Source organism: Bradyrhizobium sp. AUGA SZCCT0177, from assembly GCF_018130125.1.
Classification (GTDB): domain Bacteria; phylum Pseudomonadota; class Alphaproteobacteria; order Rhizobiales; family Xanthobacteraceae; genus Bradyrhizobium.
In genome coordinates this window covers 177,826-197,911 of record NZ_JAFCMA010000012.1, presented here as the reverse complement: position 1 = coordinate 197,911, position 20,086 = coordinate 177,826, and the positions used below count along the sequence as shown (strand labels likewise).

Below are 20,086 nucleotides of genomic sequence, written 5' to 3'. Positions count from 1 at the left end.
CGCGGAATCAGGCCTTGCCGTGCTAGGAAACAGCTCGGCGCAGCGAGATAATGCGCCCAAAATATTGAATGGGCGCGCGACCTTAAGGTTGCCTTTCGCGCGCGGGAGCAGAAATGTCCGATATCGGCGTTGCCGAAATTCCCGTCGACGAGGAAGAACGTCCGCTGCCGCCACCGCCGCCGCCGGCGAAGAACGCGCTGATCGACGGTCCGATCCTGCGCACGCTGCTGTGGCTCGCCTGGCCCAACGTCATTGCGCTCTCGGCCGGCACCTGCGTGGTGATCGCCGAGACGTCCTATATCGGCCGGTTAGGGGTGGAATCGCTGGCCGCGATGGCGCTGGTGTTTCCCTGCGTGATCCTGACCATGACGATGTCAGGTGGCGCCATGGGCGGCGGCGTTGCGTCGGCGATCGCGCGCGCGCTCGGTGCCGGTGATACCGAGCGGGCGTCGGTGCTTGCCGCGCATGCCTTGCTGATCGGCCTCTGCTTCGGGCTCGTCTTCATGCTGGGCATGCTGATCTTCGGCCCCAAGTTGCTGGAATTGCTCGGCGGCCGCGGCAACGTGCTGGCGCAGGCGATCGGCTACACGCAGATATTTTTCGGCGGCGCCGTCGTGCCGTGGCTGATGAACACGATGGCCGGCATCCTGCGCGGCACCGGCAACATGAAATTGCCGTCGCTGCTGATGCTCATTTCCGCCGTCTGCCAGATCATCCTTGGCGGCACGCTCGGTCTCGGCCTCGGGCCGATTCCGCAATTCGGCATGCGCGGCGTCGCCGCCGGTTCGCTGATCGCCTTTATGGTCAGCATCTCCGTGATGACGTGGTATCTGTTTTCCGGCCGTGCGCGCGTCGTTCCCAAGCTCATCGGCCTGCGGATTCGCTGGGCGATGTTCATCGACATCCTCAAGGTCGGCGCCATCGCCTGCTTCTCGCCGCTGCAGTCGGTGCTGACGATCAGCATATTCACCTACATGCTGGCGGGTTTCGGCACCGAGATCCTGGCCGGTTACGGCATCGGCGCGCGGCTCGAATTCATGCTGACGTCGATCGCCTTTGCGGTCGGCATCGCGACGGTGCCGATGGTCGGCATGGCGATCGGCGCGCAGCGCATCGCGCGGGCCCGCAGGATCTGCTGGATCGCGGGAGGCGTGGCCTTTGTCGGGGTCGGCGCGCTTGCGACCTTGATCGCGATCTTCCCCGACATCTGGGTCAATCTCTTCACCGACAATGCGGGCGTGCGCGCCGCAAGCCGGCAGTATCTGTCTACGGCGGCGCCGATGTATGCCTTCCTCGGCCTCGCCACGACCTGCTATTTTTCATCGCAGGGCGCGGCCAAGGTGCTCGGCCCCGTGCTGGCGCAGACCGCGCGGCTGGTGTTCATCATCATCGGCGGCTGGTGGCTGTCGACGCACGATGCCACCGCCATGGACTACTTCATGCTGACGGCAGCATCGATGATGCTGCTCGGTCTGCTGTCCTGCGCAAGCGTGATCCTGACGCGGTGGGGACCGAAGCAGGGTCCCCTTGCCAAGGCTCGTCCGGCGCTGTCGTAGCTCAGCGCCGCCGATGACGCCGGCCGTGACGGCTGCCACCCATATTGGCCATGCGCATCAGCTGCGGAATCATGCTCATCATCTCGCCGCCGCCAGGGCCGCCGAGCATGCCCATGATGTCGCCGCCGCCCATGCCGCCCATGTTGACGCCATAGCCGTCGGCCATGCCGCCGCCATAGCCGCCACCGAAGCCGCCGGGGATTCCACCGCCGCCCATCATGCCACCAAAACCACCGCCTCCACCTTCCATCATGCGGCCCATCATCGGCCCCATGGTCTGCATCATCATGCCGAAGCGGCGCTTGCCCATCTTCGCCTTCATCATTTCCAGCATCGGCGCCATCTGAGTCATCATGTCGTCGCCGCCACCGCCACCGAAGCCGGCGAATTGCGCTTTCGCCGGCGTCGTCGTCAGGGCAAACAGCAGCAGCAGCGTGGCCGCCTGACACACAACCTTGTCAGCTCCAGTCATGGTTCGACCTCCCAATGCGCCGCGGCCCGCGGAGGCGGTGCCATCCGGGCGCAAATGGTGACGCTAGGAGCGCGCGAAAGGCTGATCTGTGCGACAGATCACGGTGCTCGGCGTCGGGCGGTGAACTCGGTATTGACACGCCAACTCGCGCCGTTGTCCGCGGAGATCTCGCCGCGCCAGAGGAACGAGTTAGGTGTGATCTCGGAAAAACTCCAGCGCATCAGCTGTCCATCAGGCCGCGTGCCGTGCTGCACGATGTCATGGCCTTCAACACGCCCGATCATCTGCAGAAAACTTCGCGCCACCGGGTCGGTCCACTGGATCCGCCAGGCGTCGATATCGGGATCGTAGACCCGCAGCGTCGTGCCATAGGAATTGATCTTGGCGGTGGCGTCGCCGTGGCGCCCTTCGCCACGCGGCGGTACGATCCAGACATCCTGTATCGCGCGCCCTTCCAGCGCCCAGCCGAAATGCCATTCGCCGGCGCGGCGACGCTCGCGGCCGTCGTCGGAGAATTGCCTGACGTCGAGATCCCAGGAGCCGATGAAGCGTCCGTACAGGTCCATCTTGCCGGCGCGGTCGGCTGAGGGACCGACCGCGCCGAGCGCTTCGAGAAACGCGGAAATCATGCCGCGGCTTTCCCAAGCGCGTTCTGCATCGCCAGCGCCGCCTGATCCATCTGCGCGTTCATGTAAGGCGCGATTTCATGCGGCAGCACGTCGACGGTCCAGGCCAGCCGGCTGCGGCCGTTGCCTTCCGCGGTCACCTGCACCGAGGCGCTGTGCTGTTTGATCCGTTCGCTGATGACAGCATAAACCAGCCGCCGCCGTGCATCGTCGCAATCGACCAAAAGTTCGCGCGCCACCGTGCCATTGGAAAACGTCACGATCCGCGCGTCGCCGTCGAGGCGGGTGTCGAGCACGAAGCCCGGCACCAGCCGCGTATGCAACGCCCCGAAATCGCGCACCGCGTCCCAGACGTCATTGGGATTGGCGTCGATGATGATGTCCTTGTGGATGGAAGCCATGGTTGATGTCCTTCGAATGAGAATGAGAGGCATCGGTCTGTAGGGTGGGCAAAGGCGCACTTCGCGCCGTGCCCACCATCTATCCAGACCGTTGTCTTGAATGGTGGGTACGCTTCGCTTTGCCCACCCTACGGTGCGCACCTACGTGCACACCGCCTCGACGTTGTTGCCGTCAGGATCGATCAAAAACGCCGCGTAGTAGGTCGGGCTGTAATCGGCCCGTGCTCCCGCGCCGCCATTGTCGCGGCCGCCGGCCTTAAGTCCCTCGGCATGGAATTGCTTGATCGCGGCATGGTCTGGGGCGCGGAACGCGACATGGGCACCGGTGCCGGCGGCGCCCTTGTGCAAGTGCAGCCAAAGCGCGGGTTCGCCCTTGGGGCCGAAGCCGGCGCCGGAATCGTCGCGCGAGCACAGCACAAAGCCGAGGGGTGCGAGCGCTGCCGTATAGAAGCGCACGCTGGCGTCGAGGTTTCCGACGCGTAATCCGATGTGGTCGTACATTGCTGTTCTCCAGTGAGAAGTGCGCGCGGGAATGCCGCGCAACCTGGAGAAACCCTAGCTAGTTGAGGGCAAGCCGTTCTTGGAGAATCTTGCGCTTCCCCCGCGAGGCCTGGCGGAACCGCAGCGGCGAGGCGCCGGCGGCCCGATGGAACGTGCGCACGAAATTGGAGAGGTCGCCGAAGCCGACGTCATAGGCGATAGCGGTGATCGGGCTATCGTCATCGGCGAGCCGCCGCGCCGCATGGCGCAGCCGCGAGCGCAGCAGATATTGATGCGGGCTGACGCCGACCACGTTCGAGAACAGCCGCAGGAAATGGAACGGGCTGATGCCGGCTTGCGCGGCGGCATCTTCCAGGTCGATTTCGCGGTGCGAATTGGCATCGATCCACAGCGCGGTTTCCACTGCGCGGCGGCGGTCGCGGGCGGCGTCGGGACCAGCTTTACGTGGCTTGCCGGAGACCACCTCGACAAAGCGGCTGGCGAATACCTGCCCGATCTCGTCGAGGCCGATGTCGCTGCTGCCATCTGCCGCCGCCTGCGCCAGTTCGCCGAGCACCATGAGTTCCGGCAGCGGCGGCGCCGAGCCGATCTGCCAGATATCCCTGGCTTCGCTGATCGCATCCACCAGTTCCGGCCCCAGGAAGAAGGAGAGGCATTCGTCGCCGCAGACGTGGTCATGGGTGCAGGTATATTCGTCGCCGGGATGGCCGATCAGCACCGATCCCGCCACCAATTCACTGAACTTGCCGCGGCAGTGCAGGCCGAAACTGCCTTTGCGGACATACGAAATCGAGTGGCAGCGGTGCAGCTCGGCAAAAGGCTTATCGCCGGGTCCCGCGCTGCAGCGGAAATCGGATACCGAAATGGATTTGCGCTCGAGCAGGGTGGTCGCGGCCATCCCGTAAATTTAGGTAGGCGGGCGCGGCGGCGCAACCGGCAGCAGCACGTCGAACAGGGTCTTGCTGGCGGTCGGGTGGGTGCCCTCGATCGACAGCAGCCGGCGCTTGGAGATGGCGCCGCCGTTCGGCGATATCTTGTCGGCATAGTGCCCGGCCTCGAGCACGCGATGGCAGGGTACGATGATCATGAAGGGGTTGCGGGCAATCGCCTGCGCCACCGAATACACCGCGCCCGAGGCGCGCAGCGCACTGGCGACCTCGGCATAAATGCGGGTCTCGCCGCGCGGGATGGTGCGGGCGAGCTGATAGACGCGCTGATTGAAGGCGGGAATCCCGGTCATGTCGAGCGCGACATCGGAAAGGTCGCTGTAGCCGCCGCGTAGCAACGCCACGATGCCTCCGATCGCGATGGCGACATTCTCCGGAGGGCGAAGTTCGCGGGCGTCGGGATAAAGCTGGAACAGCCGCCGCCTGGTGTCGATCTCGCGGGCTTCCGGGAGCTGCACGCCCATAACGCCGAACTCGCCCCATGCGATCCCGCACCGGCCGATCCCCGTGTCAAAAATGCTGTAGCCACGCCCCGCCATACGCCACCAACCCCGGCAGGATCATAACACCGTCATCAAAGTGCGCATCTGGAATCTTTGTAAGCCGTTAAGGGCCTGGGGGCGGGAAGGCGCGGGTACCGCTTGGCGGAACGCCCGGGGTCGGCTAATCAGGGGAAGCGCAAAAGCGTTCGCGGGCGTAGTTCAATGGTAGAACGGCAGCTTCCCAAGCTGCATACGAGGGTTCGATTCCCTTCGCCCGCTCCATTCTCAATCTGTCACCGACCTATCTTTCGCCCTCAATCTCGCGTACAACCGCCCCGTCGCAAGACGATGGCGCTGAACCTTAGAATGGACTGCGGGCAGACCCGGGGGCAGTACCCGGCGCCTCCACCTTAGCAGCTTGAGCTTAAAGGTCTCATCCACAGCACGATCCGAAAAGATCATGCTCCACATGAGATCGATTCTGCCGCAAGGCAAAATCCCAGGGCTGCTATGGCGGGGGCGAACCAGGATCGATGGTCGCAAAGAAGTTCTGAATTGTGCTCGGCATGATACCGCCGTTATCGGGTCAAAAACCTAAATGCAAACGATAACGTTGCATTGAACGAAGTGCGCCTCGCGGCGTAACCTGTTCGGGGTTGGTCCACCTGGCAACAGAACGGCCATGGCCGCGTCAACCTTCGGGTTGGCGCGGCTTTTATTTGTGAAGCTGTGCGCGAGTACAATCGCAACCGTTATCGTGCTAGATTGCCGCGCCGCAGAGAGGGAGGCGAACGCGTTGACCGAGGCCGTCGCTGCCGACAATAGCTCCCGCAACAACCTGCTGCTGATCGCTGCCGGCGGTCTGCTGTCGGGCCTGTTGACGCCGCTCACGCCGCAACTGATCGACAAGTTCACCGGCGGTTCCGGCAATCTGCGCATGGCGCTGGTGGCGGTGCCGTTTGCGGTGCTTGTCTTCTTCGTGGTGCGGCGCTGCAGCGCCAATCCGGTTTGGGCGGCGCTGCTTGCCGGCATTGTCACCATGGTCGCTTTTGTCTGCGCGGTGAACGCTGCGATCTGGATCGATCTGCAGGCCTATGGCGCCTCCAAGATGATGCGCAATGTGCTGGCAGGCCTCGCGGGCGGGTTCGTCGGCGCCGGCTTGATGGCGCTGGCGATCGCCCTGCTGCCGGCCGGGCCGCGCGATGCGGCGTTATGGATGCGGATGCTGCTGACGGGCACGCTGGCCGGTACGCTGATGGCGGTCGACAGCGCGCTCGATCTCGATCTCACCTCGGTGCTCTATCCGGTGTGGCAGGCGGCGGTCGCGGTGCGGCTCGCGATGGTGCTGCAGCGAGGGACGTTGACCTGACGAGGTTACCGGCTTACGGCGCGATCGTCAGCACGGCCTTCATGTTGGGATGGAAGCGGCAGTAATATTCGACCGTACCGGCCTTCTTCAGCACCGACGTCACAGTCTTCTTCGGCGGCATGGCGACATCGAAATCGCCGTTTCGCGCGGTGGCGGTGTGGGCGAAGATGTCCTTGTTGATCCATTCGATGGTGTCGCCGACCTTGGCGGTTACCTGCGCCGGCGACACCACGAGATCGTCCATTACGATCTGGATGGTTGCGGCATGCGCCGGGACGACAATTGCGCCCGCTATCAGGGCGGTCACGATGAGAAACGTGCGTCTCGGCAGCATGGCAGTCTCCGTTACTTCAGGCCGGCGGCGACGTGTTCGGCGTGCTGCTGGTGGCCCTGAAAGAGCTTCAGGCCGGTCTGCAGCAGGCTCTTCAGCTCGGCATTGCTGGCTGACGGGATCAACAGTGTCTCCAGCGCGCCATTGACCGCCTTGTGGTAGGCAACCTCGTTGGCGACATAGGCCTTGTCGTACTCGGTGCCCTTCAGCTTGGCGAGTTCGGCCAGCTTGTCAGCCGCCTGCTTCGACAGTGTCTTGCTGGTGTCGTTGTCTTCAGGTGTGACTTTCAGTTTCTTGACGAGGTCGAGCGCCTGCTTATTCACGGCTTCATGGTCGCGCACCATGCCTTCCGCGAACGCCTTGACGTCCTTGTTGCTGGCCTTGGTGATCGCCTGCTTGGCGGCAGCGATGTCGATGACACCTGCTGTGTAGGCGATATGCGCGATCTGCGGATCGGTGGGCTTTGCGCCCTGCGCCAGTGCGGCACCGCCCAAAAGGCTCAATGCGGCAATCGCCGCGCTCAATCGAACGAACATGGTGTGACACTCCTGTGGCGCCGACGCGAGCGGCCGGCTTTCAAGTTGATTGCACAGGAGTTGGATGGCGCTGGTGGCCGGAGGTTCCCGAAAAAATCAGATTAAGCCGAGCCGGCTCAGCACGGCATCGGTGAGCCGCTCGCAGCGCCTGCCGGCAAACGGAAACGCGTCCATCACGACAGGGCCGATCTTCTTCTCGACATTGTCGCGCAGCATGACGCGGGCGCGATGCAACCTCGTCTTCACGGTCACGGGATTGAGCCCGAGAATTTCGGCGGTCTCCTCGACATTCATGCCCTCGATCACCCGGGTGATGAAGACGAGCCGGAACGGTTCCGGCAATTCGTCGATGGCGTGTTCGACGACATGCTGAATTTCACGTTGGGCCATGGATTTTTCCGGGTCGTCTGCGGCGGCGCGGGGAAACTGGATGATCTGGGCTTCGAGCATGCCCTGCGGCAATGACGACAACTCCACGCCCGGCCGCTGCCGGCGCAATCGTCCCAGCGCCTCGTTCATGGCGATCCGCGCCAGCCAGGTCGCCAGGCTGGAATCGCCGCGAAAACTCTCCAGATGCGTGAAGGCGCGGACGTAAGTTTCCTGCACGACATCCTCGGCCTCGCCATCATTGCGCAGGATGCCACGGGCGAGCCGGTAGAGCCGGCGGTTGTTCGCCTGCATGATGGCGCGAGCCGCGGTCTCGTCGCGGGCCAGCGCCCGGCGGATCAGGTCGAGGTCACCAGTGTCGACGCGCGGAATATGAGGCGTGTGGGCCTGACGCATGATGGTTCCACCAATAGCAATGTATTGGGGTTGGATGCGGCAAAGGCCAAGAGGTTCCCGAAATAATTTGGGGCGCGTCGGCGGCTACCTGGGATTACCCAGGCAGCCGCACAGCCTTTCGCTCACGCGCCCGCCGGCACCTGATCGAGGAAGCCGGTGATGCTGCGGATGCGGCCGTCGCTCAGCACGGCGAAATCCGTGCCCTTGATCGGGCTGTCAGCGCCGTCGGGGCCGAGGCCCCAACAGAACCGGACGTGGTCGCCGTACCCATTGGGCTCGCCGATCAGCTTGAATTTGAAATCCGGAAACCGCTGCTGCACGCCTGCGATCAGCGCATCGACGCCGTCATGGCCGTCGCCGCTCATCAAGGGATCGACATAGCGGGCGTCTCTGGCCCAGTTTTGGCTGAGGATCTCGCGGCGGCGGGCCGGGGTCCGCTCGTTCCACAAATCGATGTAATTGTTGGCAATGGTCTGCGCGTCGGTCATGGGGCTCTCCTTCGTTGCGGCCGAATGGATCGGCTGACCCTTTATCGAAGGTTCGCGCGCGTGTTTCGATTACCTCAGAGGTCAAGGAAACGCGGTCATTGAGATACGGATCAAGGAAAGGTACGGCGCGAGGGCAGGCAAACCCTCGCGCCGCGAAAAATCACTTCGCCGCAACCACCATGATCTCGACGTTGTATTGCGGGGACGCCAATTGGGCCTCGACCGTGGCGCGCGCCGGGGTGTTGCCCGCCGACACCCAGCCGTCCCACACCGCGTTCATTTCCGGGAAGGTTTTCATGTCGGTGATGTAGATCGTGGCCGACAGAAGCTTCGACTTGTCGGTCCCGGCCTTAGCGAGATGGCCGTCGATGGTCTTGAGCACGTCCTGCGTCTGCTTGGTCACGCTTTCGCCGGCTGCATTGTTGGCGACGACGCCCGCGAGATAGACGGTGTTGCCGTGGACGACGACCTGGCTCATGCGCGGGCCGGTTTCGAAGCGCTGGACTGACATGGTGTTCTCCGTTTTTTAAAGTGGCGCGCCTCCTTAGCGCGCCGGGGCGCGATCGGCTACTGCGTTCTTGGCAATGAAGGCCGCTCAAATTGTCACGTATCGGGGAATCCAACTTAAAGCCGGGTTGGTTTGGCTTTGCCGGAGCGCTGCGGGCGGCCGACGATATTGCACGGAGTGCAATTGTCCGATTGCAACGCAAAAAGTCAGGTGATCGATGGTGGAGGATCGATGTCCGCACCGGATTCTTCATGACGATTGAGCCAGCGACACTTTGCGTTGCCGCGACCGGAATCTTCGTGATCGGCTTCATGAAGGGCGCTTTCGGCGGTGGCTTCGCGATCATCGGCATTCCGCTGCTGGCCTTGGTGATGGACCCGATCGATGCGGGCACGATGCTGGCCCCGCTGTTCGTGGCGATGGATGTCTTCGCGCTGCGCTACTGGAAGCCGTCGACGTGGTCGAAGCCGGACCTCTCGATTTTGTTGCCGGGTCTTCTGGTCGGCATCGGCGTCGGCTTCTTCGTGCTCAGGGATCTCGACCGCCACGCGATCGAGATCGTGATGGCGCTTATCACCCTGGTGTTTGCTGGCTTGTGGCTGCGCGGCGGCGCCGGCGTCTCGGTGCGGCCGCGTTCGCCGGCCACGGCGCTGCTGGCCGGCGGCGCGTCGGGCGTGACGACGATGGTCGCCCATTCCGGCGGCCCGCCGCTGGCGATGTACCTGCTGCCGCTCGGGCTCTCCAAGCCGATGTATGCCGGCACGACGAGCATGTTCTTCACCGTCGGCAACCTCATCAAGGTCGGGCCCTGGCTGCTGATCGGGCATCTCTCGCAGGCCCTGGTGACGATGATGCTGCTTGGCATACCCGTCGCCTTTGCCGGCGTCTGGACCGGCTGGCGGTTGCATCAGCGCCTCGACCAGGTGCAGCTCTACCGCGCTTGTTACGCGCTGCTGGTCGTCACGGCCTTGAAATTGCTGTGGGACGGCGTCGCCGGATAGGCGCGGTGAGTTCTGCTGGCGATCAGCTCACTGCTTCGCCGCTGAGGTCACTTATTTTTCGAACGCGTCATACACCAGCGCCTTGAAGGCCGGGGTGATGCGTGAGCGCTCCAGCTGGGTCTGCTCCATGAGGATGTAGACCATGTCCAGTTTGGGATCGACGCCGAAGTATGTTCCGCTGCCGCTATCCCACTTCAGTTCGCCGATCGAGCCTGCCGGCGGCGGCTTCGCATTTCCCGGCTCCACGCGAACTGCAAGGCCATAACCGTAACCAAAACCGTCGCCGGGAAAATAATAGTAATCCCGTCCGACGCCGGAGCCCGGTCCGATCTGGTCTGACGTCATCTGCTTGAACGCGGCCGGGCTGAGATACTGCTTGCCGTCCAGCTTTCCGCCGCCCAGCAGCATCTGCGCAAATCGTGCATAATCCGTGATGGTCGAAAGCAGGCCGCCGCCGGCTGACTCCCATTCGGCGTGCCTGCGCCGTTCCTCCCCCGACATACGCAGGACGGTATCGTCCGGCAGCGGCTCGGCCATGCGCGCCGCTTCAGCCGCGCCCTGCAGCACGAACTTCGTGCTGGTCATGCCAAGCGGATCGAGAATGCGCTCTTTCAGGAAGTGGTACAGCGATTTGCCGGAGACAATTTCGATGACGCGTCCGAGAACGTCGGTGGAATGGCCGTAGCGCCAGAGTGTGCCGGGCTGTCTCGCCAAGGGCAGTCGGGCAATGCGCTCGGCAAACTCCGTGTTGTTGAAATGTCCCTCAAAGATGTTGGCGTCCGTATACGTCTTCATGATCAATTCGCTGCCAATGTATTCATAGGTAATACCCGACGTATGCCGGAGCAGGTCCTCGATCGTCACCGGCCGGATCGGCGGCACGAGTTCCAGGATCGGGTTGCCGTCCTTCGGTTTGGATTCCACACCGACTTTCGTGTCGGCAAATGCCGGAATGTATCGGGACACCGGGTCGGCCAGCGCCAGTTTTCCTTCGTCGATCAGCATCATCGCCGCCAGGCTGGTGATCGGCTTGGTCATCGAATGGATGGCAAAGATCGTGTCCGGCGTCATCGGCAGTTTGGTCGCGACATCCCGAACGCCGAAACTCTTGAGATAGACGGGCACCCCATGCTGCTGGATCAGCACGACAGCGCCGGGAAGCTTTCCGGTAGTCACTTCGTTTTCGAAAAATTGCGACAGGCGCTCGAGTTTGACGGGTGACGGCGCCGGCGCGGCGGCGTTGGCCTGGGCGCGGGCGGGGACGTCGCTCCCGGCCATCACAGCGGCCGCGATGGACAGAGCCCATATGATCTTCGGCATCATGGCAAGTATCCCCCGCGCAAGTAGGCCGGAACGGCCGCAGCAACTGCTTCGATCGCCCAGGTATCCTGCGGCCTTGTCAGCCGGCCGCCTTCGCCGCCGCGCGTCCCGCATTGCGCCCCGAAAACAGGCACCCGCCGAGGAACGTGCCCTCCAGCGAGCGATAGCCGTGCACGCCGCCGCCTCCGAAACCGGCGGCTTCGCCGACGGCGTACAGCCCCTTGATGATTTCGCCGCCTGTGCCGAACACGCGGGAGTCGAGATCGGTCTCGAAGCCGCCGAGCGTCTTGCGGGTCAGGATATTGAGTTTCACCGCGATCAGCGGGCCATGCTCGGGGTCGAGGATGCGATGCGGTTTGGCGGTGCGGATCAGTTTGTCGCCGATATAGCGCCGCGCATTGTGGATGTTCATCACCTGCGCATCCTTGACGTAGGGATTCGTCATCTCGCGGTCGCGCGCCTCGATCTGACGCTTGATGTGATCGAGCTGCAGCAGATTGTCGCCACTGAGCGCGTTCATGGCGCTGACGAGGTCGGCGAGATTATCGCGGACGATGAAGTCGGCGCCTTTTTGCTTGAATGCTTCCACCGGCGCGGGTGCGCCCTTGTTGGTGGCGCGCTTGATGGTCATGCGCCAACTCTTGCCGGTGAGGTCGGGGTTCTGTTCCGAGCCGGAGAGTGCGAACTCCTTCTTGATGATGCTCTGGGTCAGGATGAACCAGGAATAATCGTAACCCGTCGACATGATGTAGTGCAGCTGGCCGAGCGTGTCGGAGCCGGGAAACAGCGGCGCGGGCAGCCGTTTTCCCGTGGCGTCGAACCACAGCGATGACGGGCCGGGCAGGATGCGAATGCCGTGGCGCGGCCAGATCGGCGACCAGTTCCTGATACCCTCGACGTAATGCCACATCCGGTCGCGGTTGATCAGCCGCGCGCCGGCAGCCTCGGTGATCCCGATCATCCTGCCGTCGACATGTTCGGGCACGCCGGAGATCATGAATTTCGGCGGCGCGCCGAGGCGCTTCGGCCAGTTCTGCCGGACCAGATCGTGATTGCCGCCGATGCCGCCGGAGGCAACGATCACTGCCTGGGCTCGAAAGCTAAAATCGCCGGTGACCTGGCGCGAACTGCTCTGGCCGCGTTCGACATTGGTGGGTTCGAGGATCGCCCCGCTGACGCCGTCGACGGTGCCGTTGGTGATACTGAGGCCATCGACGCGGTGGCGGAACCTGAAAGTCAGCCGGCCGCTCTTCTGCGCCTCGCGCGCCCGCCGCTCGAACGGCTCGACGATGCCCGGGCCGGTGCCCCAGGTGACATGAAAGCGCGGCACCGAATTGCCGTGCCCCATCGCGTCATAGCCGCCGCGTTCGGCCCAGCCGACCACGGGAAAAATACGGTGGCCCATCGCGCGCAGCCAGTCGCGCTTCTCAGCCGTAGCGAACGCGACATAGGCCTCCGCCCACTTCTTCGGCCAGAGATCCTCGTCGCGGTCGAAGCCCGCGGTGCCGATCCAGTCCTGCAGCGCCAGATCGTAGCTGTCCTTGATGCCGAGCCGGCGCTGTTCGGGGCTGTCGACCAGGAACAGGCCGCCGAACGACCAGAACGCCTGACCGCCAAGGCTCTGTTCGCCCTCCTGGTCGATCACGATGACGCGCTTGCCGGCGTCGGCGATTTCACATGCCGCGACCAGGCCGGCCAGCCCGCCGCCGACCACGATTACGTCCGCGTCCTCTGCCATCCATGTCCTCCCCAGCCCAGAGCCCCCTTCCGATTGAAATCGGAAAGGGGCTCTGTTTGTTGCTTTGACGCGTTTTCTTCGCGCGAACCGGTGCCCACTTCGCTGGAAAACGCTCCGATGTTGATTCAAGCCACGCCATCCAGCGCGCGGTCAACGGCAAATGCCGCTTGCCTGTGGCGAAGCTGCCACCGTGGAAACGTTAACTTGTTCCAGTTTGGGACCTTTTCGTTCTTCGGGTGCAGCGCTACTGCAACACTTAATTTGAATTTGTTTTGAGCGGCTCCAGCCGCCTAGACAAAATCACGGTCTCGAACGACGCTCGCGAAGTCTTGCATCACTAAGACAATCAGATTCGGGTTCGACGTTTCAGGACTGGGGCTGGGATATGAAGCTGGCGACGGGGTTGCTTGCGGCGGTGCTGCTGCTGGCAGGGGTTGTATCGAGCCAGGCGGTGGTCCGGATCGCCGACGATCGCGGCGGCCGGATAGGCACCTATGTCGATAAATACCAGGGCCTGCGGAGTTCCGGCGAGATGGTCATCATCGACGGCCTGTGCGCCTCGGCCTGCACCATCGTTCTCGGTGCCGTTCCCCACGACAAGATCTGCGTCACCTCGCACGCCAATCTCGGTTTCCATGCCGCCTGGGATTTCGGCGCCAACGGCCGGGCGATCACCAACGCCGAAGCCACCCAGATGCTGTATTCGATGTACCCGACACCAATCCGGCGCTGGATCGCCCAGCGCGGCGGCTTGACCCAGCGCATGATCTTCCTGCGCGGCAAGCAATTGCAGGCGATGTTCAAGCCCTGCTATCTCGACGCCCAGGCGTCCGCGATCAAGCCCGCGTCTCGCTGAGATCGCCCGGCGTTTCGCTGAGATCCCGGCGTCGCACCGCGATCGCCTTAGCGTCGCACTGCGATCGCCCCGGCGTCGCGCTGAAACGGCAGATATTCCTCCGCATGACGTGATCGGCTGCGCGGCCATGGCGCTTGCCTGGCCCTGGAACTGGCCCTATCTGAACCCCATGGTTCAGCCGATTTCCACCCAGCATGGGATGATCGCGGCACCCCGGCCGCAGGGCAGGGTGGCGTCCGCGATCGTCTGGGGCGCCGCCAGCCTCGGCGGGCTGGCCGTGTGCGGCGCCGCGGCGCTCTGGTTCCATTACGGGACCACGGTGTTTTTTGAAATGATCGCCGCCGGTATTTCGGCCTGCTTCTGATCCGGACATAGAAAGTTCTTGGGGAATTCTTGCATGGACCGGAGCATCCGACCGCTGGTGATTGTCGCATCCTTTGCCGTCAGCCTGCTGGTTGGCCTCCTGATCATGTTGTGGGCGCTCGGCGGCCTGCGCACCGTCACGGCGCCGGCCGCGATCGGCGGGCCGTTTCAACTGACCGACCAGGCCGGCCAGACCGTGACGGACAGGGATCTCAAGGGCCGGCCGACGCTGATCTTCTTCGGCTTCACCCATTGCCCCGATGTGTGCCCGACCGCGCTGTTCGAGATTTCCGAAGTGCTGAAGGCGATGGGCAAGGATGCCGACCGGGTCAACGCCTTTTTCGTCTCGGTCGATCCGGAGCGCGACACCGCGGCCGCGATGAAGGAATATCTCTCCAGCTTCGACCCGCATCTGAAGGGCCTGACCGGCAACCCCGAGGCGGTGTCCAAGGTGCTGTCGGCCTACCGGGTTTATTCCAAGAAGGTCCCGCTCAAGGACGGCGATTACACCATGGACCACACGGCGCTGATCTATTTGATGGATCGCGACGGCCGCTTCGTCTCGCCGTTCAACCTGAAACGGACGCCCCAGGAAGCCGCGACCGATCTGAAGAAATACCTCTGAGCCGTACCAAAGCCCCGCAAAACGGCCTCGCATCGGATGCCGGATGGTCTATAAGGCCATCCAATTCCACAACAAAACGCCGGCAATGCCCCACCAGCCAGCCTTGTTACAAAGCGCCAGATTGCCAAAATCCGTCCGCAGCTTGCTGACCGGGATGACGATCGCGGCTGCGCTGGCCGTTTTGCTGCCCGGTGAGGCGTCCGCACAAACCGCGCCCCGGCCCGCGGTCGAGGCGGCGCCGCAGGCGGTGCCAGGCTTCTGGGACCCGAGGCGGCGTCCGGACCGGCCCGATTTGTCGCGCCTGACCGTGATCCGGTTCCTGACCGAAACCGACTATCCGCCGTTCAACTTCACCGGCCCCGACGGCAATCCGGCCGGCTTCAACGTCGATCTGGCGCGCGCGCTGTGCGACGAGATCAAGGTCACCTGCACCATCCAGATGCGCCGGTTCGAGACCCTGATCGACGCCATCACCAGCAACCGCGGCGACGCCATCATCGCGTCGATGGCGGTGACGCCGCAATTGCGCGCCCGCATCGATTTCACCGATCCCTATTACCGCGCGCCGGCGCGCTTCGTGTCGCGGCGCGACGCCGTGATGCCGGAGGTGCGTCCCGAATATCTCGAAGGCAAGAAAATCGGCGCCATCGGCGGCACTTCGCATGAGGCCTATCTGAAGGCGATGTTCACCGACGCCGAGATCAAATCGTACCCCAATGACGAGGCGCTGCGGCTGGCGCTGCGGCGGAGCGAGGTCGATTTCATCTTCGGCGATGCGATCGCGCTGGCGTTCTGGATCAACGGCACCGATTCAGCCGAATGCTGCGCCTTCTCGGGCGGACCGTTCGTCGAGAGCCGCTATTTCGGCGAGGGCATCGGCATCGCGGTCCGCAAGGGCAACGATCTGCTGCGGCAGTCGCTTAACTGGGCGCTGTTCCGGCTCTGGGAAAAAGGCCGCTATACCGATTTGTGGCTGCGTTATTTCTCGATCAGTCCGTTTTGACGGAGTCGCAGACTCCGTCATTTTGCAATTTGCCACGGAAGCGCTAGTTTCCGCGGCCCCGGAGACCTCTGATGTCCACCATCGACCTTGCCGCCAACCCGAGCGATTTGCGCGCGCTCGCCGAACAATCCAACGCCTGGCCGTTCGAGCAGGCGAAAGCGATTGTCGCGCGGCTGAAAAAGACCCCGAAGGACGAGGTGCTGTTCGAGACCGGCTACGGCCCGTCGGGGCTGCCGCATATCGGCACCTTCGGCGAGGTCGCGCGCACCACCATGGTGCGTCATGCCTTTCGCGTGCTGACCGAGGACAAGATCAAGACCAGACTGCTGGCGTTCTCCGACGACATGGACGGCCTGCGCAAGGTGCCGGACAACGTCCCCAATCGCGACATGATGGCGGCTCATCTCGGCAAGCCGCTGACGCGCGTGCCGGATCCGTTCTCGAACGAACACCCCTCGTTCGGCGCCGCCAACAACGCGCGGCTGCGCGCGTTCCTCGATCATTTCGGCTTCGACTACGAGTTTGCCAGCTCGACCGACTACTACACATCCGGCCGCTTTGACGCGACGCTGCTCAAGATGCTCGCCGCCTACGACAAGGTCATGGCGATCATCCTGCCGACGCTGGGGCCGGACCGGCGCGCCACCTATTCCCCGTTCCTGCCCATCAGCAAGACATCAGGCGTCGTGCTGCAGGTGCCGATGATCCGCCGCGACATTGCCGCCGGCACGATCACCTATGTCGACCCCGACAGCGGCGAGGAGGTCGAAACCCCCGTCACCGGCGGCAATGTGAAGTGTCAATGGAAGGCCGACTGGGCGATGCGCTGGGTCGCGCTCGGCGTCGACTACGAGATGGCCGGCAAGGATCTGATCGACTCGGTGAAGCTGTCGGGCCAGATCACTCGGGCGCTCGGCGCCTCGCCGCCCGAAGGCTTCAATTACGAACTCTTCCTCGACGAGCAGGGCCAGAAGATTTCCAAGTCGAAGGGCAACGGGCTCACGATCGACGAATGGCTGCGCTATGCGTCGCCGGAATCGCTGTCGCTGTTCATGTATCGCGAGCCGAAGGCGGCGAAGCGGCTGCATTTCGACGTGATCCCGCGCATGGTCGATGACTATCAGCAGTTCCTCGACGGCTTGCCGCGGCAGGACGCCAAGCAGCAGCTCCAAAATCCGGTCTGGCACATCCATGCCGGCCAGCCGCCGAAGGCGGATATGCCGGTCACGTTTCAGCTGTTGCTGACGCTGGTGTCGTCGTCGAATGCGGAGAACGCCGAAACGCTGTGGGGTTTTATTGGACGCTATCGTCCCGGCGTGACGCCGCAGACGCATCCGAAGCTCGACGCGTTGGTTGGCTACGCCATCAATTATTATCGCGACTTCGTGGCGCCGACCAAAAAATTCCGTGAGCCGACCGATGGTGAGCGGGTCGCGTTGCAGGATCTGCGCGACGCGCTGTCGCAATTGCCGTCGACGTCGACGGCGGAAGAGATCCAGAACGTGGTCTACGAGATCGGCCGCCGCGAGCCGTTCCTCGATCTCGTCAAGAAGGGCAAGGATGGCAGGCCGGGCGTCTCGCTCGACTGGTTCAACATGCTCTATCAGGTGCTGCTCGGTCAGGAAAAAGGCCCGCGCTTCGGCTCGTTCGTCGCGGTGTATGGTCTGGCCAACGCCGTGGCGATGATCGACGGCGCGCTGGCAAGGTCGGCGTAGCAGCTGCTTGCGCGCTTTCTTCCTTCTCCCCTTGTGGGAGAAGGTGGATCGCTGACGCGAAGCGGCGGCGAGACGAATGAGGGGTTCCCTCCTCACGGTAAGATTTCGAGATGCGGATACAGACCCCTCATCCGGCGCCATAGCCGATGCGAAGCATCGGCGTTCTAAGAACGGCGGCCGAAGGCCGCCTATGCCACCTTCTCCCACAAGGGGAGAAGGGAAGAAGGAGCCGCAAATCCAGATGGCAGGCCCGCCGCGATTTCAACCGCTGCCTGCACCGAATTGCGCTACACTATCCGCCATCAAGCCCCCGTCGAGGGGCGGGCAACAATGGGAGCAGACGTATGCAGTTGGTTTCGCCGAACATGCTCAATGACAGCAGCGCCGAGGAATGGCAGGCGCGGGTCGATCTGGCGGCCGCGCATCGTCTCGCCTTCAACCAGGGTTTTTCCGAAGGCATCTTCAACCATCTGACCTACACGGTGCCGGGCCGCAGCGACCGCTACTACCAGATCCCGTTCGGCATGCATTGGTCCGAGGTGACGGCCTCGTCCTTCATGGAAGTCGGCATCGATGACGGCGAGGTCAAGCGCGGCGAGGGCGAGGTCGAGCGCTCCTGCTATTGCATCCACGCCCCGATCCACAAGGCGCTGCCGCAGGCCAAAGCGGTGTTTCACACCCACATGCCCTATGCCAGCGCGCTGACGCGCCTCGATGATCCCCGCATCAAGGAGATCGGCCAGACCGAGGTCGGTCTGTCAGGCGCCATCGCCTATGACGACGAATATACCGGCCCGGCCGTCGATCCCGCCGAGGGCGCCCGCCTTGCGAAGGTGATCGGCGACAAGCAGGTGCTGTTCATGGCCAATCACGGTATCTCGACGGTCGGTGCGACCGTCGCCGAGGCCTACGACATGCTCTATTACGTCGAGCGCGCCGCGCAGGTGCAGATCTACGCGATGTGGACCGGGCAGAAGCTGAAGCAGCTTCCCGCGCCCGTGGTGGAGAAGACCCAGCGCGAATACAAGGACGAGCGTCTCTACAAGGGACCGACCCCGGCACAGCGGCACTTCGATGCGCTAAAGCGCATGCTTGATCGCAAGGAGCCGGATTACGCGACGTAGCTCTTTTGTCATGCGCGGGCTTGACCCGCGCATCCATCTCGCTTCGCAAGAGTCTTCGTTTGATGGATTGCCGGGTCAAGCCCGGCAATGACAGCATTAAGCCCGCACCCGATCCGCAAACGCGTGCCACACTTCCGGCCGCCAGCTTCCATTCGCGGCGCCTGACGTGGAGGGCAGGATCCAGATCCTGGTGTCGGCGATCCGCTCAGCCTGCTCGCCGTATTCGCGCTTGCCGCCGAGAAACCCCTGTCCGGCCGCCTTGCTCGTGAACGCCAGGAATTTCGGCCGGAATGCCGCAACCGAATTGCTCAGGCGAGATCGCGCATCCAGTCGCAATTCGGATAGCGGGATCTGGTGATCCATTCCCGAGTGCGTCTTCACGAGATCAGTGAGTCCGATCTGATGCTGCAGCAGATCGCGGTACTGGTGCGGCTGCAGCCGCGCCGGTGTCAGCCCGGTCTCGTAGAGAATCTTCCAGAACTTGTTCTGCTTGTGCGCGTAGTAAGCCCTGGCTTTTGCGGATGCCGTCCCCGCAGCCATCCCGCACAAAACGACGTTGAGCGAATCTTCCAGCAGGTCCTGCAGGATATCCGGAGCCGGGGACAACCCTACTGGCTCGCCCATACGATCCGCGCGATCCATTCGACGTCGTCGGCGTCGAGCGCGCGGTCGGCCTGCGCCGGGTTGAGCGATTGCAGCTCCAGCGTCCTGGTGGTGCGGCGCTTCAATTCCTTCACCATCACCTCGCCGTCGCTCGTCTTCACCACCACGCGGTCGCCGCGCCGGATCGGTGTCCCCGGCGAGACCACGATGATGTCGCCGTCGCGGTAGGCGGGCTTCATCGAATCGCCGGATATTTCCAGCGCATAGGCGTGCTCGTCGTCCGCGGCGGGCAGCGCCACCTCGTCCCAGCCCTTGCCGGCGGGAAAACCGCTGTCGTCGAAATGGCCGCCGCTGCCGGCTTGGGCAAAGGCGAGCATCGGCACGGATTGTTGGCTGCGCGCGCCGTCGCCGATCAGCTGCACAAACGTGTCGATCGAGGAATTGGTGGCGGCCAGCGCCTTGGAGACCGATTCGGTCGAGGGCCAGCGTTCGCGGCCGTCGCCCGTGATGCGCTTGGATTTGTTGAAGGTGGTGGGGTCGAGGCCGGAGCGCTTGGCGAGGCCCGAGGGCGACAGCCCGGCGCGCTCGGCGAGCCGGTCGAGCGCGGTCCAGACCTGGCCGTGGGTGAGAATGCGGGCTTTGGATGGTTTGGCCATGGGATCACTCAAAGTCGGGTTTAGGAATTATTGCCTGAAACGCGGGGTTTCCGCAAATTCCATGCTGGTCGGACGGCGCGGC

24 protein-coding genes, 1 tRNA gene and 1 other RNA gene are annotated in these 20,086 nt (G+C 63.6%); 11 read left to right on the top strand and 15 right to left on the bottom strand.

The annotated features are described in order from the left end of the window. The first annotated feature begins 113 nt into the window (after nucleotides 1-113). On the top strand, nucleotides 114-1,556 hold the full coding sequence (locus JQ597_RS16650) for an MATE family efflux transporter (RefSeq protein ID WP_212265329.1): 1,443 nt from the start codon (nucleotides 114-116) through the stop codon (nucleotides 1,554-1,556). Nucleotide 1,557: 1 nt separating this feature from the next. On the opposite strand, the gene JQ597_RS16645 is transcribed toward JQ597_RS16650, so the two are convergent. The 6 genes from JQ597_RS16645 to JQ597_RS16620 all read right to left on the bottom strand — a co-directional run bounded on the left by JQ597_RS16645 (nucleotide 1,558) and on the right by JQ597_RS16620 (nucleotide 5,042). Next, nucleotides 1,558-2,028: a hypothetical protein gene (locus tag JQ597_RS16645; RefSeq protein WP_212265328.1), complete on the bottom strand. Its 471-nt coding sequence runs from the start codon at nucleotides 2,026-2,028 to the stop codon at nucleotides 1,558-1,560. Between the two features lie 98 nt (nucleotides 2,029-2,126). Further along, entirely contained in the window at nucleotides 2,127-2,657 is a 531-nt protein-coding gene (locus tag JQ597_RS16640) for a hypothetical protein (protein WP_212265327.1), read from the bottom strand. Further along, the gene (locus tag JQ597_RS16635; protein WP_212265326.1) at nucleotides 2,654-3,055 is read right to left on the bottom strand and encodes an SRPBCC family protein; all 402 of its coding nucleotides are present in this window, start codon (nucleotides 3,053-3,055) and stop codon (nucleotides 2,654-2,656) included. The genes JQ597_RS16640 and JQ597_RS16635 overlap by 4 nt, the downstream gene beginning before the upstream one ends. Before the next feature lie 141 nt (nucleotides 3,056-3,196). Continuing rightward, nucleotides 3,197-3,556 carry a VOC family protein gene (locus tag JQ597_RS16630; RefSeq protein ID WP_212265325.1) on the bottom strand — a complete coding sequence of 120 codons (360 nt, stop codon included), beginning with the start codon at nucleotides 3,554-3,556 and terminating at the stop codon, nucleotides 3,197-3,199. Nucleotides 3,557-3,614: 58 nt separating this feature from the next. Continuing rightward, nucleotides 3,615-4,454, bottom strand: a complete 840-nt coding sequence (locus tag JQ597_RS16625; RefSeq protein WP_212265324.1) for a helix-turn-helix transcriptional regulator — start codon at nucleotides 4,452-4,454, stop codon at nucleotides 3,615-3,617. Between the two features lie 9 nt (nucleotides 4,455-4,463). Then, nucleotides 4,464-5,042: a methylated-DNA--[protein]-cysteine S-methyltransferase gene (locus JQ597_RS16620; RefSeq protein ID WP_212265323.1), complete on the bottom strand. Its 579-nt coding sequence runs from the start codon at nucleotides 5,040-5,042 to the stop codon at nucleotides 4,464-4,466. A 151-nt stretch (nucleotides 5,043-5,193) separates the two neighbouring features. Between JQ597_RS16620 and JQ597_RS16615 the strand changes: the two genes are divergently transcribed. The 3 genes from JQ597_RS16615 to JQ597_RS16605 all read left to right on the top strand — a co-directional run bounded on the left by JQ597_RS16615 (nucleotide 5,194) and on the right by JQ597_RS16605 (nucleotide 6,354). Then, nucleotides 5,194-5,267: transfer RNA gene (locus JQ597_RS16615), tRNA-Gly, on the top strand. A 16-nt stretch (nucleotides 5,268-5,283) separates the two neighbouring features. After that, nucleotides 5,284-5,673: a transfer-messenger RNA gene (gene ssrA, locus JQ597_RS16610) on the top strand. 108 nt (nucleotides 5,674-5,781) lie between these two features. Further along, nucleotides 5,782-6,354, top strand: a complete 573-nt coding sequence (locus JQ597_RS16605; protein WP_212265322.1) for a hypothetical protein — start codon at nucleotides 5,782-5,784, stop codon at nucleotides 6,352-6,354. 13 nt (nucleotides 6,355-6,367) lie between these two features. Here JQ597_RS16605 and JQ597_RS16600 read toward each other — a convergent pair whose 3' ends face one another. From JQ597_RS16600 to JQ597_RS16580, 5 genes are all read right to left on the bottom strand, one after another. Continuing rightward, complete coding sequence (locus JQ597_RS16600) at nucleotides 6,368-6,688, bottom strand: cupredoxin domain-containing protein (RefSeq protein WP_212265321.1); 321 nt, start codon at nucleotides 6,686-6,688, stop codon at nucleotides 6,368-6,370. 11 nt (nucleotides 6,689-6,699) lie between these two features. Further along, nucleotides 6,700-7,221 carry a DUF4142 domain-containing protein gene (locus JQ597_RS16595; protein WP_212265320.1) on the bottom strand — a complete coding sequence of 174 codons (522 nt, stop codon included), beginning with the start codon at nucleotides 7,219-7,221 and terminating at the stop codon, nucleotides 6,700-6,702. Between the two features lie 96 nt (nucleotides 7,222-7,317). Next, complete coding sequence (locus JQ597_RS16590; RefSeq protein WP_212265319.1) at nucleotides 7,318-8,004, bottom strand: RNA polymerase sigma factor; 687 nt, start codon at nucleotides 8,002-8,004, stop codon at nucleotides 7,318-7,320. Between the two features lie 122 nt (nucleotides 8,005-8,126). Continuing rightward, nucleotides 8,127-8,492, bottom strand: coding sequence for a nuclear transport factor 2 family protein (locus JQ597_RS16585; RefSeq protein ID WP_212265318.1), 366 nt, complete (start codon nucleotides 8,490-8,492; stop codon nucleotides 8,127-8,129). A gap of 160 nt (nucleotides 8,493-8,652) precedes the next feature. Then, nucleotides 8,653-9,003, bottom strand: coding sequence for a RidA family protein (locus tag JQ597_RS16580; protein WP_212265317.1), 351 nt, complete (start codon nucleotides 9,001-9,003; stop codon nucleotides 8,653-8,655). Between the two features lie 248 nt (nucleotides 9,004-9,251). Between JQ597_RS16580 and JQ597_RS16575 the strand changes: the two genes are divergently transcribed. Next, on the top strand, nucleotides 9,252-10,001 hold the full coding sequence (locus JQ597_RS16575) for a sulfite exporter TauE/SafE family protein (protein WP_212265316.1): 750 nt from the start codon (nucleotides 9,252-9,254) through the stop codon (nucleotides 9,999-10,001). 51 nt (nucleotides 10,002-10,052) lie between these two features. Here JQ597_RS16575 and JQ597_RS16570 read toward each other — a convergent pair whose 3' ends face one another. Together JQ597_RS16570 and JQ597_RS16565 are read right to left on the bottom strand one after the other, a co-directional pair. Further along, on the bottom strand, nucleotides 10,053-11,324 hold the full coding sequence (locus JQ597_RS16570) for a serine hydrolase domain-containing protein (RefSeq protein ID WP_502754474.1): 1,272 nt from the start codon (nucleotides 11,322-11,324) through the stop codon (nucleotides 10,053-10,055). Nucleotides 11,325-11,400: 76 nt separating this feature from the next. Continuing rightward, nucleotides 11,401-13,059, bottom strand: coding sequence for an FAD-binding dehydrogenase (locus tag JQ597_RS16565; protein WP_212265315.1), 1,659 nt, complete (start codon nucleotides 13,057-13,059; stop codon nucleotides 11,401-11,403). Nucleotides 13,060-13,444: 385 nt separating this feature from the next. On the opposite strand from JQ597_RS16565, the gene JQ597_RS16560 reads away from it, so the two are divergent. From JQ597_RS16560 to JQ597_RS16535, 6 genes are all read left to right on the top strand, one after another. Next, nucleotides 13,445-13,915, top strand: coding sequence for a hypothetical protein (locus tag JQ597_RS16560; protein WP_212265314.1), 471 nt, complete (start codon nucleotides 13,445-13,447; stop codon nucleotides 13,913-13,915). Between the two features lie 127 nt (nucleotides 13,916-14,042). Continuing rightward, nucleotides 14,043-14,279 (top strand): hypothetical protein, encoded by a 237-nt coding sequence (locus tag JQ597_RS16555; protein WP_249119116.1) that lies wholly within the window; start codon nucleotides 14,043-14,045, stop codon nucleotides 14,277-14,279. Nucleotides 14,280-14,312: 33 nt separating this feature from the next. After that, nucleotides 14,313-14,903, top strand: coding sequence for an SCO family protein (locus JQ597_RS16550; protein ID WP_212265313.1), 591 nt, complete (start codon nucleotides 14,313-14,315; stop codon nucleotides 14,901-14,903). An 85-nt stretch (nucleotides 14,904-14,988) separates the two neighbouring features. Beyond that, nucleotides 14,989-15,906 carry an ABC transporter substrate-binding protein gene (locus JQ597_RS16545; protein WP_212265312.1) on the top strand — a complete coding sequence of 306 codons (918 nt, stop codon included), beginning with the start codon at nucleotides 14,989-14,991 and terminating at the stop codon, nucleotides 15,904-15,906. A 71-nt stretch (nucleotides 15,907-15,977) separates the two neighbouring features. Further along, a complete protein-coding gene (locus JQ597_RS16540; protein ID WP_212265311.1) occupies nucleotides 15,978-17,621 on the top strand; it encodes a lysine--tRNA ligase in 1,644 nt (547 codons plus the stop codon). Between the two features lie 344 nt (nucleotides 17,622-17,965). Then, the gene (locus JQ597_RS16535; RefSeq protein WP_212265310.1) at nucleotides 17,966-18,745 is read left to right on the top strand and encodes a class II aldolase/adducin family protein; all 780 of its coding nucleotides are present in this window, start codon (nucleotides 17,966-17,968) and stop codon (nucleotides 18,743-18,745) included. 96 nt (nucleotides 18,746-18,841) lie between these two features. Here the strand turns inward: JQ597_RS16535 and JQ597_RS16530 are convergent, their stop codons facing one another. Further along, a complete protein-coding gene (locus JQ597_RS16530) occupies nucleotides 18,842-19,369 on the bottom strand; it encodes a mismatch-specific DNA-glycosylase (protein ID WP_212265309.1) in 528 nt (175 codons plus the stop codon). Next, nucleotides 19,354-20,004, bottom strand: a complete 651-nt coding sequence (locus JQ597_RS16525; RefSeq protein ID WP_212265308.1) for a S24 family peptidase — start codon at nucleotides 20,002-20,004, stop codon at nucleotides 19,354-19,356. The genes JQ597_RS16530 and JQ597_RS16525 overlap by 16 nt, the downstream gene beginning before the upstream one ends. Between the last annotated feature and the right edge of the window lie 82 nt (nucleotides 20,005-20,086).

Bases quoted from the DNA above. Each gene is read 5' to 3' on its own strand.
- JQ597_RS16620 (WP_212265323.1), bottom strand. From the start codon at position 5,042: ATGGCGGGGCGTGGCTACAGCATTTTTGACACGGGGATCGGCCGGTGC.
- JQ597_RS16540 (WP_212265311.1), top strand. From the start codon at position 15,978: ATGTCCACCATCGACCTTGCCGCCAACCCGAGCGATTTGCGCGCGCTC.
- JQ597_RS16575 (WP_212265316.1), top strand. From the start codon at position 9,252: ATGACGATTGAGCCAGCGACACTTTGCGTTGCCGCGACCGGAATCTTC.
- JQ597_RS16630 (WP_212265325.1), bottom strand. From the start codon at position 3,556: ATGTACGACCACATCGGATTACGCGTCGGAAACCTCGACGCCAGCGTG.
- JQ597_RS16585 (WP_212265318.1), bottom strand. From the start codon at position 8,492: ATGACCGACGCGCAGACCATTGCCAACAATTACATCGATTTGTGGAAC.
- JQ597_RS16600 (WP_212265321.1), bottom strand. From the start codon at position 6,688: ATGCTGCCGAGACGCACGTTTCTCATCGTGACCGCCCTGATAGCGGGC.
- JQ597_RS16635 (WP_212265326.1), bottom strand. From the start codon at position 3,055: ATGGCTTCCATCCACAAGGACATCATCATCGACGCCAATCCCAATGAC.
- JQ597_RS16535 (WP_212265310.1), top strand. From the start codon at position 17,966: ATGCAGTTGGTTTCGCCGAACATGCTCAATGACAGCAGCGCCGAGGAA.
- JQ597_RS16550 (WP_212265313.1), top strand. From the start codon at position 14,313: ATGGACCGGAGCATCCGACCGCTGGTGATTGTCGCATCCTTTGCCGTC.
- JQ597_RS16580 (WP_212265317.1), bottom strand. From the start codon at position 9,003: ATGTCAGTCCAGCGCTTCGAAACCGGCCCGCGCATGAGCCAGGTCGTC.
- JQ597_RS16565 (WP_212265315.1), bottom strand. From the start codon at position 13,059: ATGGCAGAGGACGCGGACGTAATCGTGGTCGGCGGCGGGCTGGCCGGC.
- JQ597_RS16625 (WP_212265324.1), bottom strand. From the start codon at position 4,454: ATGGCCGCGACCACCCTGCTCGAGCGCAAATCCATTTCGGTATCCGAT.
- JQ597_RS16650 (WP_212265329.1), top strand. From the start codon at position 114: ATGTCCGATATCGGCGTTGCCGAAATTCCCGTCGACGAGGAAGAACGT.
- JQ597_RS16570 (WP_502754474.1), bottom strand. From the start codon at position 11,324: ATGATGCCGAAGATCATATGGGCTCTGTCCATCGCGGCCGCTGTGATG.
- JQ597_RS16595 (WP_212265320.1), bottom strand. From the start codon at position 7,221: ATGTTCGTTCGATTGAGCGCGGCGATTGCCGCATTGAGCCTTTTGGGC.
- JQ597_RS16645 (WP_212265328.1), bottom strand. From the start codon at position 2,028: ATGACTGGAGCTGACAAGGTTGTGTGTCAGGCGGCCACGCTGCTGCTG.
- JQ597_RS16530 (WP_212265309.1), bottom strand. From the start codon at position 19,369: ATGGGCGAGCCAGTAGGGTTGTCCCCGGCTCCGGATATCCTGCAGGAC.
- JQ597_RS16560 (WP_212265314.1), top strand. From the start codon at position 13,445: ATGAAGCTGGCGACGGGGTTGCTTGCGGCGGTGCTGCTGCTGGCAGGG.
- JQ597_RS16555 (WP_249119116.1), top strand. From the start codon at position 14,043: ATGGCGCTTGCCTGGCCCTGGAACTGGCCCTATCTGAACCCCATGGTT.
- JQ597_RS16590 (WP_212265319.1), bottom strand. From the start codon at position 8,004: ATGCGTCAGGCCCACACGCCTCATATTCCGCGCGTCGACACTGGTGAC.
- JQ597_RS16545 (WP_212265312.1), top strand. From the start codon at position 14,989: ATGCCCCACCAGCCAGCCTTGTTACAAAGCGCCAGATTGCCAAAATCC.
- JQ597_RS16525 (WP_212265308.1), bottom strand. From the start codon at position 20,004: ATGGCCAAACCATCCAAAGCCCGCATTCTCACCCACGGCCAGGTCTGG.
- JQ597_RS16640 (WP_212265327.1), bottom strand. From the start codon at position 2,657: ATGATTTCCGCGTTTCTCGAAGCGCTCGGCGCGGTCGGTCCCTCAGCC.